The sequence below is a fragment of the Haladaptatus sp. CMAA 1909 genome (genome assembly GCF_043952005.1).
GTDB lineage: Archaea > Halobacteriota > Halobacteria > Halobacteriales > Haladaptataceae > Haladaptatus.
In genome coordinates, this window is record NZ_JBIOAV010000001.1 from 2680059 (window position 1) to 2693220 (window position 13162).

Below are 13162 nucleotides of genomic sequence, written 5' to 3' on the forward strand. Positions count from 1 at the left end.
TAAACGGAGTATGATACCATAATTGTTATGTTCCAATATTGGTGTTTATGGGGATGTGGAGGCCGGACACCTTTATCCACAGGAGACTTCTCTGTTCGAACGGGGACAGTCATGTTCGACGACAGAACTGACGCGGGGCAACAACTCGCGTCGCTCGTCACGCGGGAGGGGGTAGACGCGGACATCGTACTCGCGATTCCACGCGGCGGACTACCGATAGGACGACCGGTCGCGGACGCGCTCGACGTCCCGCTCGACGTGGTTGTCGCAAAGAAATTGGGTGCGCCCGGGAATCCGGAACTCGCAATCGGGGCCGTCGGCGCGGACGGAAGCGTCTGGCTGAACGACGAACTCATCGAGCGACTCGGCGTCGGCGACACGTATCTCGAAGGGGAGAAAGAACGCAAGACTGAGGCGGCCCGAAAGAAAGCGGAAACGTACCGCGGCGGCGACCGGATACCCGACATCGAGGGAAAACGGGTGCTCATCGTGGACGACGGCGTGGCCACCGGTGCGACGACCATCGCCTGTTTGCGGCAGGTGAAGAACGCGGGCGCGAGCCACGTCGCGCTAGCCGTCCCGGTCGGATCGCCGAGTTCCATCGAAGAGTTACGCGGCGAAGCGGATTCCGTCCTCTGTCTCGAATCGCCGCTCCAGTTCGGTGCCGTCGGCCAGTTCTACCGAACGTTCGATCAGGTACCCGACGAAGTGGCGAAGACGTATCTAACGGACGAGTAGCGCACGAAAAGGGATGATCACGGGAGGCCCGAACGGGAACACGGGGCGACGACCCCGACAGATAGGATTTCGTCGGGATCGAATCGGCGTTCGGAGAGCGTCGAAGCCTCAAACCGCGATCAGTGCGCGGAATAAGCGTCATTAACGATGAATATGGATTGGTGAAGAACGCACCAAATCACGAAAGCCTTAAGTACGTTTCGTCCTAACTCGTGGTTAGGAACTAAGCTTCCGGGATTCTTTGGGTCTTCCCCCTTGGGAGCCTCCGCCAACGCATATACCATGACTACAACCAAGATACAACGCTACAGCGAGTCCGGCGTAACGGCCCACGAACGGGAACATGAGACCGAGGACGAGCAAGAGGAGGGGACCTGTCCCGAATGTGGCGGCCATCTCGTCACCGACGAGGGCCACGGCGAAACCGTCTGCTCGGAGTGTGGCCTCGTCGTCGAGGAGGACTCCGTCGACCGCGGTCCCGAGTGGCGCGCCTTCGACTCGAAGGAGAAGGACCAGAAGAGCCGCGTCGGTGCCCCGACGACGAAGATGATGCACGACAAGGGGCTGTCGACCAACATCGGCTGGCAGGACAAGGACGCCTACGGCAACACCCTCGGCAGTCGCCAGCGCGAGAAGATGCAGCGACTCCGAACGTGGAACGAGCGCTTCCGCACCCGCGACAGCAAGGAGCGCAACCTCAAGCAGGCGTTGGGCGAAATCGACCGCATGGCGAGCGCGCTCGGCCTGCCGAAGAACGTCCGCGAGACGGCGAGCGTCATCTACCGCCGCGCGCTCGACGAGGACCTCCTGCCAGGACGCTCCATCGAGGGTGTCGCGACGTCCTCGGTGTACGCGGCGGCGCGCCAGACCGGCGTCCCGCGCAGTCTGGACGAGGTAGCAGCCGTCAGCCGTATCGACGAGATGGAGTTCAAGCGTACCTACCGCTACATCGTGCGCGAACTCGGTCTCGAAATCCAACCCGCCGACCCGCTGAGCTACGTCTCGCGGTTCGCCTCGGATCTCGACATCAGCGACGAGTCCGAGCGCCGGGCGAACGAACTGCTCAAGACCGCGAAGGAACAGGGCGTCCACAGCGGCAAGTCGCCGGTCGGACTCGCCGCGGCCGCCGTCTACGCCGGTTCCTTGCTCAGCAACGAAAAGGTGACACAGAGCGAGGTCAGCGACGTCGCCAACGTGAGCGAAGTCACCATCCGAAACCGATATCAGGAACTCCTCGAAGCGGGCCAAGACGGCATCGCGGCCTAAACGGCTTCGATACCGTCCGATTTACGACGACGGTTTTGATTCGACCAAAATACCGTTCATTGGAAATATTATTGGGGAAATACTATTGGAATGGTTATTATAGGTGTTTGATTTAAACGGCCGTTACACTAATTTCACACGCTTTTTTATCCTTGGACAGCCATGCCAGGCTCTCGCATCGGGTTGAACAAGCGAGTCGCCACGAGCCTCATATTTCTCATACTGTTCGGTCTCCTCATCGTTCAACCTGGATTTCTCACCCCTCAATCCAGGGGAGAGCCACGACCGAAAGGTCCCAGCGACGTTCGACTCGTGTCGCCGAACCCGAACAGTTCGGCGAAACTGTGGCCGTTCACGAGCCGTCAGGAGCGATACGATTCGCTGACGCTGCCGATCAACGTCGTCGTCGAGGGGGATTCGTCGCGGGTGGTCAACGAACTCAAACACCGACGGGATGCCCAGTGGAACAACGACTCCAACGAGTGGCAGGGCGTCGCCAACGACGAGGGGACGGCCAGCGTCGGCAAACGCACCGTCGAGTGGCACAACACGACAGGGGCGGTTCGGTACACCTACATCCAAGCGCCGGGTTCGCGTGGCGGGTGGACGACGGAGACAGCCCAACTCCACGACGGCGCATATTTCGGTTCGCGCTACCACCTTCGACTATACGAGGGCGGAAAGGGGACCGGGACCTGGACCGCGATCCAAGCACACCACGAGTACTTCGACTGGTTTCGACTCCGGCACACGGTTGGGTCACTCGAAAAAGCACAGTACTACCTCGACGGGCAGTATTACGGGAAGTGGTACGTCGACGGCGTCTCCCGTCAACGGTACGCGAACGGGGGCATCATCGACTCCAATGGGTGGGTGTCCATCGTCGACTTGCGGCCGAAGTCGGAGATGGGACCGGTGCCAGCGGCGTTGATGGCCGTCATACTCCTCGGCTCGGTCGACATGAAAGGTACCGTCGTGGATTCGATTCGAACCCTCGTTTCACGGTTGGAGAGGAAAACGGTGCAACGCGGTATCGCGTTTAGCGTCTCGCTGTTTGGACTACCGTTGTTCGTGCGCACCGCGAGTATCGCCGTCGAGACTGCCGTCCCGTCCGTCCCGATAAAGGCAATCGCCGGAGCGGGCTACCTCGTTCTCGCTTTCGGTCTCCCGCTGGCGGCGATTTCCCTTCCGAGCGGACGACAGTCGACGGATTGGTTCGCCATCGCCATCCTCGCCCTCGGCCTCGGGTTCCTCCTCGACTACCGGAGCATCGGCGTCAACGTGCTTCCGATCACGGTCGTGGTACACCGACTCGCCGTCCTCTGCATCGTCGGCGTACTCGCGGTCGGCGGTTCGTGTCAGGAGACGGACGGTCGCTGGAACACGTTGGTACAGGCCGGACTCGTCATGTGGGTCGGCGTCCTCGTCTGGCCGTTACTCGACGCCGTTTAAATCGAGAACTGCATTTTCGACATCTTCAGGAACGCCGTTTCGTACCCCTCGTGACGTGACACGGTCGGCGGCGAGTCCACCCGAACCGTGAGTTCGTCGCCCTTCTCGGCGCTCGTCACGTTCGCGCCGTAGTGAAGCCCGATGTCGGGGTCGATGGTGGCATTCAGCACGTCGTCGAACACCGTCTCTCCATCCCGCTTCAGCGTCGCCGAGAGGGACAGCATCGGAATTGGATAGCCGTTGTACGGCGTCCGCGGCGAGACGAGGAGGTACGTCTCCTTTGCGAGGTCCGAATCCGGAACCGTCGTCACGAGGAAGTCGGCGTCGCCGCTCGATTGTTGGCCGACGAACCGACCGGGGAGGTCCGCCTTCTCCGGAACGTGGCTCATCGGCATGTCCATCTGCATCGGCGAAATCGCGCCCTTCTGGCCCTTCTTCTCGTCCAGCGTCGTGAACGGAATCTCCTCCAACGTGTCCCGGTCGAACTCGAAGTCGGTCGTGAGCGTCGCGCCGCTTTCGAACTGCCCCGCGAGCGCGCCGGTCCGACGGACGCTCAAGCCGGAAACGCGCACCTTCGCGGTGTATTTTCCGTCCCCGTCGAGGGCCATATTGTCCCCGAAGTGAAAACCCATGTTCTGTGAGAGCATGGGCCACATCGTCCGGGTGTCGCTCCAGTCCCCCTTCGACAGTTCGACTTGGAGGCTCCCGGTCGGGAGGACGGTCTTCGTCTCCGAATCCCAGACGGAGGCCATCAGGTGTAGGTCGTCGCCGTCCTCGATGGAGACCTTCTCCTGCTGTTTGGCCGTTCCGCCGCCCATTAACCAGAAGCGATGCGGATAGGAGTAAAACAGCGCGAGACGGTATCGTCCCTGTTTCGCCATCCCGGCCATCTTCATTCCCTCCTTGTGCGTCGGAATGTACACCGCGTCCGGGCGGTTCTTCACGAGCGGTGGCGCCTGTGGCATCGTCCGCGTCTCGAACAATCCGGAACACCCCGCAAGCGAGGAGACACCGAGAACGCCAGCGGTCCGCAAAACGTTACGTCGGTTCATTGGTCCGAACTTACGACCCGCCGCGAAAAGGGATTCTGGTACACCCGTCGAAAAGGGATGCTGATACGCATCAAAAGGGGTTCGTCGCCGAGACACGGGAAACGGTTACTCCGGGTTCGGCGTCGGAAGCGAGCGAAGCGAGCGCGGCGGAACGAGGAAGTTTCCGCGACGGGACACGGTCATGTACTGTAAAATTCCGTTGTTCAACCGCTGACCGACCGAGGAGTTCCCCGCGAGGTCGGTGCCGTTCATCGCGGTACGCGTCTCCTCGAAGTCCTCGATGCTTCGTTGGAAGGCGACGAAATGGAGGCCCGCCTTGCCGCCGTCCGTCGAATCGAAGTCCCGGCGGAGGATGACGGGCGAATCGTCCTTCCGCGCTCCCGCGGATTTCTGCGAGTGGCCGACCATCCCGCGCTTCCGAGCGTGGTCCTCCACATGGTCGATGCACTCGTCCGTCATCCCGCTCGAATCGCCGAGGTTCTCGCCGACGCCCTCGACCTTGTCCTCCTCGGCGTGAACCGGGCAGAACATCTTTCCCACGCGCTGTTCGCGGCTGTCCTGTTCGTACCACTGATCGAGGTGCAGTTCGATTTTCGAGATGTGCTGGGTGGTCCCGCCCGCGAACGGGCCGTCACGAACCGTCACTCGGTCCTCGCTCGCCTGATTCTTCTTGAAGCCGGACTTGAATCCCATGTAGAGCGGCGCGTCCTCCGGAACCGGTTCCGAGTCCGGAATCCCTCTCACGTCCTGATTGTCGGCGGGCAGACCGTCCCCGACGAATCCCGTTCGTCGGTCCGCCTTCTCGAACACGTCCGCGACGCCGCTCACGTCCACGCCGTTCAGTTCGTTGCGGTTGCCAAGGAGCGCCTCCTCGACAGCGAGGACGAGTTGTGCGTGGTCGCTTTCGAGTTGCACCACGGCGTCCTGTTCGTCCAGTTTCGGGTCCTCGAACGGCGCGAGCGCCTTCGGTTTCGGAAGCACGTCCTCTGCCCCGAATCGGGCGAAGTAGGACGGGGAGTAGCCGATGGAGAACAGAAGTCCGTCGTGACCCCGTTTGTATGCACGTTCGAGGCTTCGAAGCGACTTCTCGACCGTCTCTCGTTCGGACTCGCTCGGCGTCCCGTTCCCGGCGTAGTTCAGGAAGACGAGCACCTTGTGGCGGGCGGCCACGTTGTTCCCGTACTCGTCCGTGGCGAGAAACCGGTTCCACGCGTGCTGGCGCTCCGGGAGCGTCGAGAGGTCGGACGGCCCCTTCGGTACGTCCGGCATCCCGCCACGGTCGAGGCAGGCGGACAGCGCCGCCGACCCGCCGATGGCGACGGCGGCTTTCATGAACTCTCGCCGGGGGATTCCTCGCGTCGAATCGCTCATCGTTCGACGCTAGCGGGGCCGCGAGAAAAGGGATTCTGGTACACCCGTCGAAAAGGACCCCGAAAGTGAGAGCGGTGACCGACGGTAGCGGGATTCACCGTTCGTCTAACACGTCGTCCACGCGCTCGGCCGTCTCGCTGGCGCGGATGTTCGAATAGCTCTCGTGGGTCGTGGCGATGGAGGTGTGACGGAGCGCCGACTGGGCCAGTTCCGCGTGGCCTTCGCTGTACAGTTGGTGGCCCAATCCGCGTCGCGCGCCGTGCGGTTTCAGGTACTCGCCGTCGATATCCAGTCCGGCGGACTCACAAAGGCGCTTCATCAGGTTGCGCGCGCCGCGGGTCGAAATCGCGGGGATGACGATTTCGTGCTCGCGTATCACGTCGTCGATGTCGGTTTCGTCCAGTATTTTCTCGACCTGTGCGTCCGAAAACTCCTCGCCCAAGGCCTCCCGAGCGGCGCGGTACTTCGACGGCGCGTGGTCGGTCGGAAACACCGGAAACCGTGGTGTTGGCGGGTCCGAAACCCGATGATATCGCTCCAACGCCTCCGCCGCCTTCCGCGGCAGTTGGGCGTACTCGTACTCCCGCGATTTGCCGAAGACGCGAACCGAACCGCCCTCGATGTCCACGTCCTTCCACGCGATGCCGGTTCGCTTGTCGTCCGCCGGGGCGCGGAACACCTCCGCACCGCGGACGCCGGAGAGCGCGAGGAGGCGCACGAGCGCTCTGTCGCGGTAGGCGCGTTCGCGCGACACGTCCGCTTCGCCGTCCAAGGCTTCCTCGACGCGACGGTCCATGAAGGCCAAAATCGCGCTGCGGTCGCGGGCCGACCAGAACTGACGGTTCGCGTCGGCGGTGTCCTCGGGCAGTTCGGCCTGCGCCCGGGAGACGGCAGCCGGATTCTTCGAGATGAGTTCGTCCGCCTCGCAGAAGCCGAGAAACGCCCGGACGTAGGCGTAGTAGGTGTGCGCCGTCGAGGACTTCACCTCGTCCTCGCGGACCTGTCGCTTGAGATGGCGGGCGTAGCGACGGCAGTCGATGACGTCCACGTCGTCGAGGACGCTGACGTCGCGCTCCCGGGTTAGCCAGTTCGCCCACGCCGTCAGCGCGGACCCGGCGTTGGCGCGGTAGTTGCCCGCCTCGATGCTGACGAGGTACTCCTCGATGGCGTCGGTGAGTTTCGTCCCCGTCATGCCAGTCGTGGGTCGAACGTTCCGGTGAGTGCGGTGCCACACCGCGGACACGTCAGGGTCGATTCCTCATCGACGAAGCGTCCGACCGGGCCGAGGTAGCCACAGGAAGGACATCGCCGTATCGGTAGCTGAATCATCGCGATATCGTCCTGTGGGTACGGAAACGATAAAAATCTACGTCCTACGTCCCCTCCGAAGCGTCGCAGATGTCGCTGGGCGGGTGTACCGAGATGTGACCGTCGCTCTGGATGAAGACGTGGTAGCCGTGGAAGGTGAATCCGACGTGACCGCCGCTGTGGGGCATCCCGTCGCGGCGAGGGTCGAACAACCCGTTCAACGCTTCGGGGTCGAATTGATCGTATACCGGTTCTATCTCGGTCGGGTCGGTGTCCATCGATTTCGCGATGGCGTTTATCACGGACGTACTGAGCGGTTCCGTGGTGGTCCAGTCGTGATGCGTGTGGTACGTCGCGGTGGTCGTTGCGGGCGGGTAGGGGTACGTTTCTGATTTGCTCATTGGGACAACCTCCTGTGGGACACGGTGTCCTGTACGTCACACATACACCCTGAAAAATCATAAATCACTGTCAGACGAAAGACGGGTGTCGGTCATACGACCGAACGCGAAAAGGCAAGACGGGGGACCCCCGTCGAGAACGAGGTTGTCTTACGTCCTCCGATTGTCAGTTCGGGACGAACGAAACGAAGGTGGAGAACGGTGTGACGACGAGTACCGGATTAACAGGCACTTAGGTGGAATTATCAGGTGTATAGTATTCGGAGTGGAAAGTGTAGTATGTATAATGTCGTTGCCCGAGATGCTCACCGCGTTCAATCACCGGTACCAGTTCGTCGCCGCGCCGGTTCGACTCGTCAGCTTCTGGCTGTCGGTGTCGCTTCCGTTGGTGTACGTTCCGCTGCTGTTCGACGGCCTCCGTGAGAAGGTCCTCCCGCTGTTCTTCGGCCTGCTCGTCCTCCATGCGTTCACGCTCTATCTCGGTCACGGCCACCGACGACCAAAGGCATAACATCGACACGAGATGTACGGGAACCGTGCACATCGTTCATCGACGAAACGGGTCGGCGCGGCGACTCGTTTCGCGAGCGGAACACGTCTCCTCCCTCGGGTCGCGGGTCGTCGGACTGGTTCGGCTCGCGGCGGGCGACGAGTACGCACTGGTGTTCGAGTTCGAGTCGGTCGGTGAGCATCGCGCTTCGACGCTAGCGACGCCGCTCGCGCTGGACGTCGTCTGGACGAACGATGGGCGAGTGACGCGGGTCGCTCGATTGCCGAAATGGACGGGAACAGCCCGCGGAATCGGGGACATGGTCATCGAGTTTCCGGAGGAGAGAGCCGACGACGTGGAACCGGGCGACGAACTCCTCGTTCGTCAGTCCCACTCCTCGCGCTCGACCGAGTAACCTCCGCACTCGGGACAGACTTGATACTGGACCGAGAACGCCGTTTTACACCGCTTGCACTCGTACGGACGGTCCGATTTCTCTATCACTCCGAACCGTCGAATGAGTCCCATGCCCCGCGGTTCGGACGTGAGAAACTAATAGTTCACCGGTGCGGAGTGAAAGTGAAAACGAACGTGATTTCCGTCTGGAATCGCCCGCCTTCGGCGGGTTACGACCATCAAGGATGTTCGAATCGATTAGGGTTGGGAAGGCCGAAGGCGGGGATGAGGTTTCGTCTCGTCATCCACGTTCGTCTCGCCGCGAGCGACAGTCGATGACACGGTGCAGTGTTCGCGGGTGGGCGCAGGGGTCTCCGGTCGGGAGTCACCACCGACGGAGACGGCATCGCTCGTGTGTCAGGTCGCCGGGTTTCTCGGTGCCCCGCGTCCGTCCGCATTTACCACCAGTTACAGCAGTAAAAAGGAGGTTTTGACCGATTCATCGAAACCGCTTCAGTCGGCGTCGGCCGCGTGTCCGGCGGTGTTCATCGCGGCCGCAACGTCGTCCGCGAGTGTCGTGACCACGGCGTTACCGGCGCGTTCCCGCTCTATCAGTCCGTCGTCCGCGAGGCGCTCCAAGTGATACGAGACCGTTCCCGGCGTCCGGTCGAGCGCGTCCGCGAGGTCGGAGACGCTGGCCGGGCCGTCGCGGGCGACGGTTTCGAGGAGTTCGGCCGTCGAATCGTCCGAGAGCGAAGCGGCCAGCTCCGGGTTGTCGTTCCCGGCCGGATGTACACGGCGTTTCCCGCGAACCGTCGCCGTTTCGACCAACCCTTCCTCTTCGAGAATTCTGACGTGGTAGCGCACCGTCGAACGGGGGATTTCGGTGCGCTCGCTTAGCGCCGACAGGGAGAGTCCGGGTTCGTCGCCAACGGTGGCGAAAATCTTCGCCCGAGTGACGTTATCGAGTGGGTTGGACCCGTCGTATCGGCTATAGCTTCGAACCGTGGTCGACCCGGGTGCCTCGTCGATGTCGGCGTACTCCGCCCCGATGAAGACGCCACTCGGCGTCGGCCCACCGTGGGTCCCGGCCCGTGCAGGCGAATCGACAGTCAGCGCGTTCGTCCCGGGCGGTGCGTGTGTCGCGTGGTGTACCGACGTGCTCGCACTCGCCGAGACGACGAACCCGAGGGGAACGGTCGCAACGAGGAGCAGGGCGGTCAATACCACGACTGTTCGGGAGCGAGACATGGTTTACCTTTTTCAGTCCTTCGAGAAATGGTGTGTGCACCGGGGCATTATCGCTCTTCTGGTGACGTTCAGCGTGAAAAAAGTGAATCGAAGTTGGAACAGGCCCAATGACGGCGCTCTTCCTATTTCGCCTCGTAACTCACGAGTTTCATCTCGCGGACCTTCGTTCCGTCATCGTCGTACACGACGCCGTACATCGCGGTGCCGTGATCAGGGGAGTAACAGGCGTCGGTGAACACCGAGCCGTTGATCCGTATCTCCGAGTTGTAACAGCCGATACCGGCGTAGGTCTTCTTCCCAGTTATCTCGTAGGTCATGGTCCCGTCCGAGGAAGGAACCGTCCACGTGTTACCCACGCGGAAGTCGTTTCCGTAGACGCCGTTCATCGACGGGGAGAACATCGTCATGGTGGCGTACTCGCCGCCCGGAAGGAACGCGACTTGGACCATCGCCTCTTCGCGCGTGAACGTGGCGGTCCGCTCCCGTGTCTTCCCGTCGTGGGTGAACGTACTCCGCATCGTGATATTCTCACCCTCGACCGATTGGATATCCCAAACGATTTTCCCGGTTCCATCGTCCATCTCGTAGGTTTCGTAGGTGTAGGTGCCCGGTCGCTCGAACGCGAACGGGAGGAACACGTCATCTTGGGTGGTTCCCGCGTCACCAGCACCGCTACCGTCGCCACCGGACGAACCGGAGTCGCTCCCGTCGCCCGCATCAAGTTGGTTCGACACGCCAGCACATCCGGCGAGAACGACGGAAACGACGACGAGGAGGAGCGTAACGCGTCGCATGTTACGCCAATCGAGCCGCCAATTTGCCGAACACGGGCAGGGCGTACCGTTCGTGCGAGTACGCCTTGTACAGCAGGAAGGCCCACGTGAGGAAGGCGACGAAAGCGACGACGAAGTACACGAGCGAGAACAACAGGGAGAGTAATCCACCGAGGCGCGGAATGAACAGCAACATCATCTGAAAGACGGTCATGCCGACGTACACCGCGAACAGGCCGACGCCGAAAACGATGCTCTGTGCGGCGTGGAATCGAACGTACTCGTTGTCGCCTTCGAGGAGGAAGAACAGAATTCCTGTGAGAGGACTGAACAGATACGCCAGCGCACCCGCGATGTTTTCGTCGAGTCCCGTTCCGGAACTCGAACTGGTCGATTCAGTAACGTCGGTCGTCGTATTTGGTTCGACAGCCATGGAGAGAAGTGGAATCCACGAATGATATAATTACTGAGCGGTATATTTCCGTACCGTGGAACCGTCCCACGTCTCGAAACGCGGTTCGAAGTGTGAAACACTATACCAGAGAACTACCATGTGACAGTCGATGAGTGACGGTAGAAACTCGGAACTCGTCGTCACTGCTGTCAAGCGAGCGGACACGTTACACGCGTTGGCCGGCCGCTCGCTGACGCGCTCGGAGCTACAGGACGAGATCGACGTGTCGAGAACAACGACGCATCGAATCGTTCGGGAGTTGGCCGATAAATCGCTTATCCGCCGTGTCGACGGTGTGTACGAACTCACCCCATTGGGACGAATCGTGGCAAAGGAAGTCGAACACCTACAGGACACCGTTTCGGTCGCCGAACAGCTCTCCGCACTGCTGCCGTCCCTCGACCGAACGGATATCGACGTGGAACACCTCGCCGAGGCGACCATCACCGTACAGGAGTCGAACGACCCGTACGGACCCGTTCGCCGGTTCATCACGCTGTTACGCGAGTCGGAGACGCTGTGTGGGTTCGACACGACGACCATCGCGCCGATGTACGTGGACGAAATCCGCGACAGCATCATGGCGGGGATGCGGACCGAAATCATCTACCTTCCCACGGTCATCGACCAGCTTCTCAACGACCATCGCGAGGATACCGAGAACGCCATCGAGAGCGGCGAACTCGACCTGTACGTTTACGACGACTTGCCGTTCGGGCTGGCGATCTTCGACGACCGAGTCGGTATCGGCGGCTACGACGAGAACGGCATTCTCCGCGTTTTCGTGGACACCGACGCCCCGGAAGTCCGCTCGTGGGCGGAGTCGCTCTACGAGGAGTACCTCGCGGAGGCGACGTCGATTCGGGAGCACGACGACTGGGCGAAGTGACCTCAGTCGCGGAGGTCGTCGCCCGTTTCGAGCCCGCTCGCCAACGCGCGGTGAACCCGTCCTTCGCCCGCGACCCAATCCCCGGCGAAAAAGAGGTCCGAGGCGGCCCCCCGTCGTAGCACGTTCCTATCCGCTCCGTCGTCCGGGAGCGCGTCCCGCCAGCGAACCACGTCGTACCAGTCCGGGGCCGCGAGCGGGTGCTCCGAGAGGAGGTCCTCCGTTCGGTCCGCGACGTCGGTGGCGATGTCGAAATCGTCGTCGTCGTAGCGTGAGGCGGACCAGTCGGGAGCCATCTGTACGACGAGCAGGCTCTCACCGTCCGGAACGTGTCCCGGTTTGCAGGATTCCCTCGACAGCCATCCGACTTCGTGGTCCTTGTCCGCGTTCACGAGCGCGTAGTACGGCCGCTCGATTTCGAACGAGTAGTGTAACGCGACGGTGAGAATCGGTCGGTAGGGGACGTGACCGACGTGTTCCCGAAGCTCTCGGCGAACGTCTCCCTCCCACTCCGCGAGGTCGAGGAGGGACGCCATGATCGGCGCTGGGGGCGTGAGAACGAGGGCGTCCCACGGGCCGTGCTCCTCGCCGTCCGCGTCCTCGACGTACCACGCCTCGTCGCGGCGGAGGCCGGAGATTCGAGTGTCGGTTCGAACCGTCGCGTCGCTCGCCTCACGCAGTCGCTCCCCGAGCGTCCCGATTCCGTCCCGAAACGTCCACTTCGGGGTCTCCTCGTCGCGGCCCTCGGAAATCTCGCCGTCGGCGTCGAACGTCCAGACCGGCCCCTCGGTTTCGACCAAGCCGTCGTCGAGGTCACGGATGACGCGCGAAACGCGCTCGTCGTCGCTTTTGACGTAGTTCGCGCCGACGTCGTAGACGCAACGGTCTCGCTCGTGCGTCGCGGCGCGACCGCCGACACGCTCGGTGCGCTCGAACACCGTCACTTCCGCGTCGTCGCCGACGGAGAGGGCAACCCCTAAACCGGCGACGCCGCCGCCCACGACTGCGATGCGGGTCACGTCATCGCCTCGGTTGGTCGTTTCGCGTGGTCGGTTCCCGACGTCGATTTTCCGTCGATGAGCGTTTCGTCTCCCGAAAAGGCCATGCTACGAGGTCGTTCGACCGCTCGCGGCAAAGTGGTTGTGGCACGGCGAGTGCGGAGGTTGTGATGTGGCAAGTGTGGTGGTTGTGGCGTGGCAAGTGTGACGGTTAGGGTGGAGAGTGCGGTGGTCGTGGGTCGGCGGATGAGGGGACGATTTTCGAGCGTTCACGAAGGGAGTGGTACTCGACGGCGGTTCGCCGCCCACCGCACCACTACCGCACC

At 62.1% G+C, this 13162-nt stretch carries 15 protein-coding genes; 6 read left to right on the forward strand and 9 right to left on the reverse strand.

Annotated elements, in window-relative coordinates; genetic code table 11:
• The first annotated feature begins 111 nt into the window (after positions 1-111).
• The 3 genes from ACGYLY_RS14605 to ACGYLY_RS14615 all read left to right on the forward strand — a co-directional run bounded on the left by ACGYLY_RS14605 (position 112) and on the right by ACGYLY_RS14615 (position 3456).
• Complete coding sequence (locus tag ACGYLY_RS14605; protein WP_395280843.1) at positions 112-738, forward strand: phosphoribosyltransferase; 627 nt, start codon at positions 112-114, stop codon at positions 736-738.
• 282 nt (positions 739-1020) lie between these two features.
• A complete protein-coding gene (locus ACGYLY_RS14610) occupies positions 1021-2004 on the forward strand; it encodes a transcription initiation factor IIB family protein (protein ID WP_395280841.1) in 984 nt (327 codons plus the stop codon).
• A 162-nt stretch (positions 2005-2166) separates the two neighbouring features.
• Positions 2167-3456, forward strand: a complete 1290-nt coding sequence (locus ACGYLY_RS14615) for a hypothetical protein (RefSeq protein ID WP_395280839.1) — start codon at positions 2167-2169, stop codon at positions 3454-3456.
• On the opposite strand, the gene ACGYLY_RS14620 is transcribed toward ACGYLY_RS14615, so the two are convergent.
• From ACGYLY_RS14620 to ACGYLY_RS14640, 5 genes are all read right to left on the reverse strand, one after another.
• Positions 3453-4508 carry a hypothetical protein gene (locus tag ACGYLY_RS14620; protein ID WP_395280838.1) on the reverse strand — a complete coding sequence of 352 codons (1056 nt, stop codon included), beginning with the start codon at positions 4506-4508 and terminating at the stop codon, positions 3453-3455. The genes ACGYLY_RS14615 and ACGYLY_RS14620 overlap by 4 nt on opposite strands.
• A gap of 105 nt (positions 4509-4613) precedes the next feature.
• Entirely contained in the window at positions 4614-5879 is a 1266-nt protein-coding gene (locus tag ACGYLY_RS14625) for a Tat pathway signal protein (protein ID WP_395280836.1), read from the reverse strand.
• A 94-nt stretch (positions 5880-5973) separates the two neighbouring features.
• Positions 5974-7071 carry a tyrosine-type recombinase/integrase gene (locus tag ACGYLY_RS14630; protein ID WP_395280834.1) on the reverse strand — a complete coding sequence of 366 codons (1098 nt, stop codon included), beginning with the start codon at positions 7069-7071 and terminating at the stop codon, positions 5974-5976.
• Positions 7068-7208 carry a hypothetical protein gene (locus ACGYLY_RS14635; protein ID WP_231187025.1) on the reverse strand — a complete coding sequence of 47 codons (141 nt, stop codon included), beginning with the start codon at positions 7206-7208 and terminating at the stop codon, positions 7068-7070. Before ACGYLY_RS14635 ends, ACGYLY_RS14630 begins: the two co-directional genes overlap by 4 nt.
• 44 nt (positions 7209-7252) lie before the next feature.
• Entirely contained in the window at positions 7253-7588 is a 336-nt protein-coding gene (locus tag ACGYLY_RS14640) for a HalOD1 output domain-containing protein (RefSeq protein WP_395280832.1), read from the reverse strand.
• Between the two features lie 286 nt (positions 7589-7874).
• Here ACGYLY_RS14640 and ACGYLY_RS14645 point away from each other — a divergent pair, with 286 nt between their 5' ends.
• Together ACGYLY_RS14645 and ACGYLY_RS14650 are read left to right on the forward strand one after the other, a co-directional pair.
• Positions 7875-8099, forward strand: coding sequence for a hypothetical protein (locus ACGYLY_RS14645; protein WP_395280830.1), 225 nt, complete (start codon positions 7875-7877; stop codon positions 8097-8099).
• 25 nt (positions 8100-8124) lie between these two features.
• Complete coding sequence (locus ACGYLY_RS14650) at positions 8125-8493, forward strand: DUF192 domain-containing protein (protein WP_395280828.1); 369 nt, start codon at positions 8125-8127, stop codon at positions 8491-8493.
• 494 nt (positions 8494-8987) lie between these two features.
• Here the strand turns inward: ACGYLY_RS14650 and ACGYLY_RS14655 are convergent, their stop codons facing one another.
• The 3 genes from ACGYLY_RS14655 to ACGYLY_RS14665 all read right to left on the reverse strand — a co-directional run bounded on the left by ACGYLY_RS14655 (position 8988) and on the right by ACGYLY_RS14665 (position 10931).
• Positions 8988-9725 carry a winged helix-turn-helix transcriptional regulator gene (locus ACGYLY_RS14655; RefSeq protein ID WP_395280826.1) on the reverse strand — a complete coding sequence of 246 codons (738 nt, stop codon included), beginning with the start codon at positions 9723-9725 and terminating at the stop codon, positions 8988-8990.
• A 122-nt stretch (positions 9726-9847) separates the two neighbouring features.
• Positions 9848-10519: a hypothetical protein gene (locus ACGYLY_RS14660; protein WP_395280825.1), complete on the reverse strand. Its 672-nt coding sequence runs from the start codon at positions 10517-10519 to the stop codon at positions 9848-9850.
• Position 10520: 1 nt separating this feature from the next.
• Positions 10521-10931, reverse strand: coding sequence for a DUF4870 domain-containing protein (locus ACGYLY_RS14665; RefSeq protein ID WP_395280824.1), 411 nt, complete (start codon positions 10929-10931; stop codon positions 10521-10523).
• 130 nt (positions 10932-11061) lie between these two features.
• Here ACGYLY_RS14665 and ACGYLY_RS14670 point away from each other — a divergent pair, with 130 nt between their 5' ends.
• Positions 11062-11841 carry a helix-turn-helix transcriptional regulator gene (locus tag ACGYLY_RS14670; protein WP_395280822.1) on the forward strand — a complete coding sequence of 260 codons (780 nt, stop codon included), beginning with the start codon at positions 11062-11064 and terminating at the stop codon, positions 11839-11841.
• A gap of 2 nt (positions 11842-11843) precedes the next feature.
• Here ACGYLY_RS14670 and ACGYLY_RS14675 read toward each other — a convergent pair whose 3' ends face one another.
• On the reverse strand, positions 11844-12857 hold the full coding sequence (locus ACGYLY_RS14675; RefSeq protein ID WP_395280820.1) for an NAD(P)/FAD-dependent oxidoreductase: 1014 nt from the start codon (positions 12855-12857) through the stop codon (positions 11844-11846).
• Positions 12858-13162: the final 305 nt, after the last annotated feature.

Excerpts from the sequence above, each read along its gene's own strand:
- ACGYLY_RS14610 (WP_395280841.1), top strand. The coding sequence starts at position 1,021 with ATGACTACAACCAAGATACAACGCTACAGCGAGTCCGGCGTAACGGCC.
- ACGYLY_RS14640 (WP_395280832.1), bottom strand. The coding sequence starts at position 7,588 with ATGAGCAAATCAGAAACGTACCCCTACCCGCCCGCAACGACCACCGCG.
- ACGYLY_RS14660 (WP_395280825.1), bottom strand. The coding sequence starts at position 10,519 with ATGCGACGCGTTACGCTCCTCCTCGTCGTCGTTTCCGTCGTTCTCGCC.
- ACGYLY_RS14645 (WP_395280830.1), top strand. The coding sequence starts at position 7,875 with ATGTCGTTGCCCGAGATGCTCACCGCGTTCAATCACCGGTACCAGTTC.
- ACGYLY_RS14630 (WP_395280834.1), bottom strand. The coding sequence starts at position 7,071 with ATGACGGGGACGAAACTCACCGACGCCATCGAGGAGTACCTCGTCAGC.
- ACGYLY_RS14620 (WP_395280838.1), bottom strand. The coding sequence starts at position 4,508 with ATGAACCGACGTAACGTTTTGCGGACCGCTGGCGTTCTCGGTGTCTCC.
- ACGYLY_RS14615 (WP_395280839.1), top strand. The coding sequence starts at position 2,167 with ATGCCAGGCTCTCGCATCGGGTTGAACAAGCGAGTCGCCACGAGCCTC.
- ACGYLY_RS14655 (WP_395280826.1), bottom strand. The coding sequence starts at position 9,725 with ATGTCTCGCTCCCGAACAGTCGTGGTATTGACCGCCCTGCTCCTCGTT.
- ACGYLY_RS14635 (WP_231187025.1), bottom strand. The coding sequence starts at position 7,208 with ATGATTCAGCTACCGATACGGCGATGTCCTTCCTGTGGCTACCTCGGC.
- ACGYLY_RS14665 (WP_395280824.1), bottom strand. The coding sequence starts at position 10,931 with ATGGCTGTCGAACCAAATACGACGACCGACGTTACTGAATCGACCAGT.
- ACGYLY_RS14625 (WP_395280836.1), bottom strand. The coding sequence starts at position 5,879 with ATGAGCGATTCGACGCGAGGAATCCCCCGGCGAGAGTTCATGAAAGCC.
- ACGYLY_RS14670 (WP_395280822.1), top strand. The coding sequence starts at position 11,062 with ATGAGTGACGGTAGAAACTCGGAACTCGTCGTCACTGCTGTCAAGCGA.
- ACGYLY_RS14605 (WP_395280843.1), top strand. The coding sequence starts at position 112 with ATGTTCGACGACAGAACTGACGCGGGGCAACAACTCGCGTCGCTCGTC.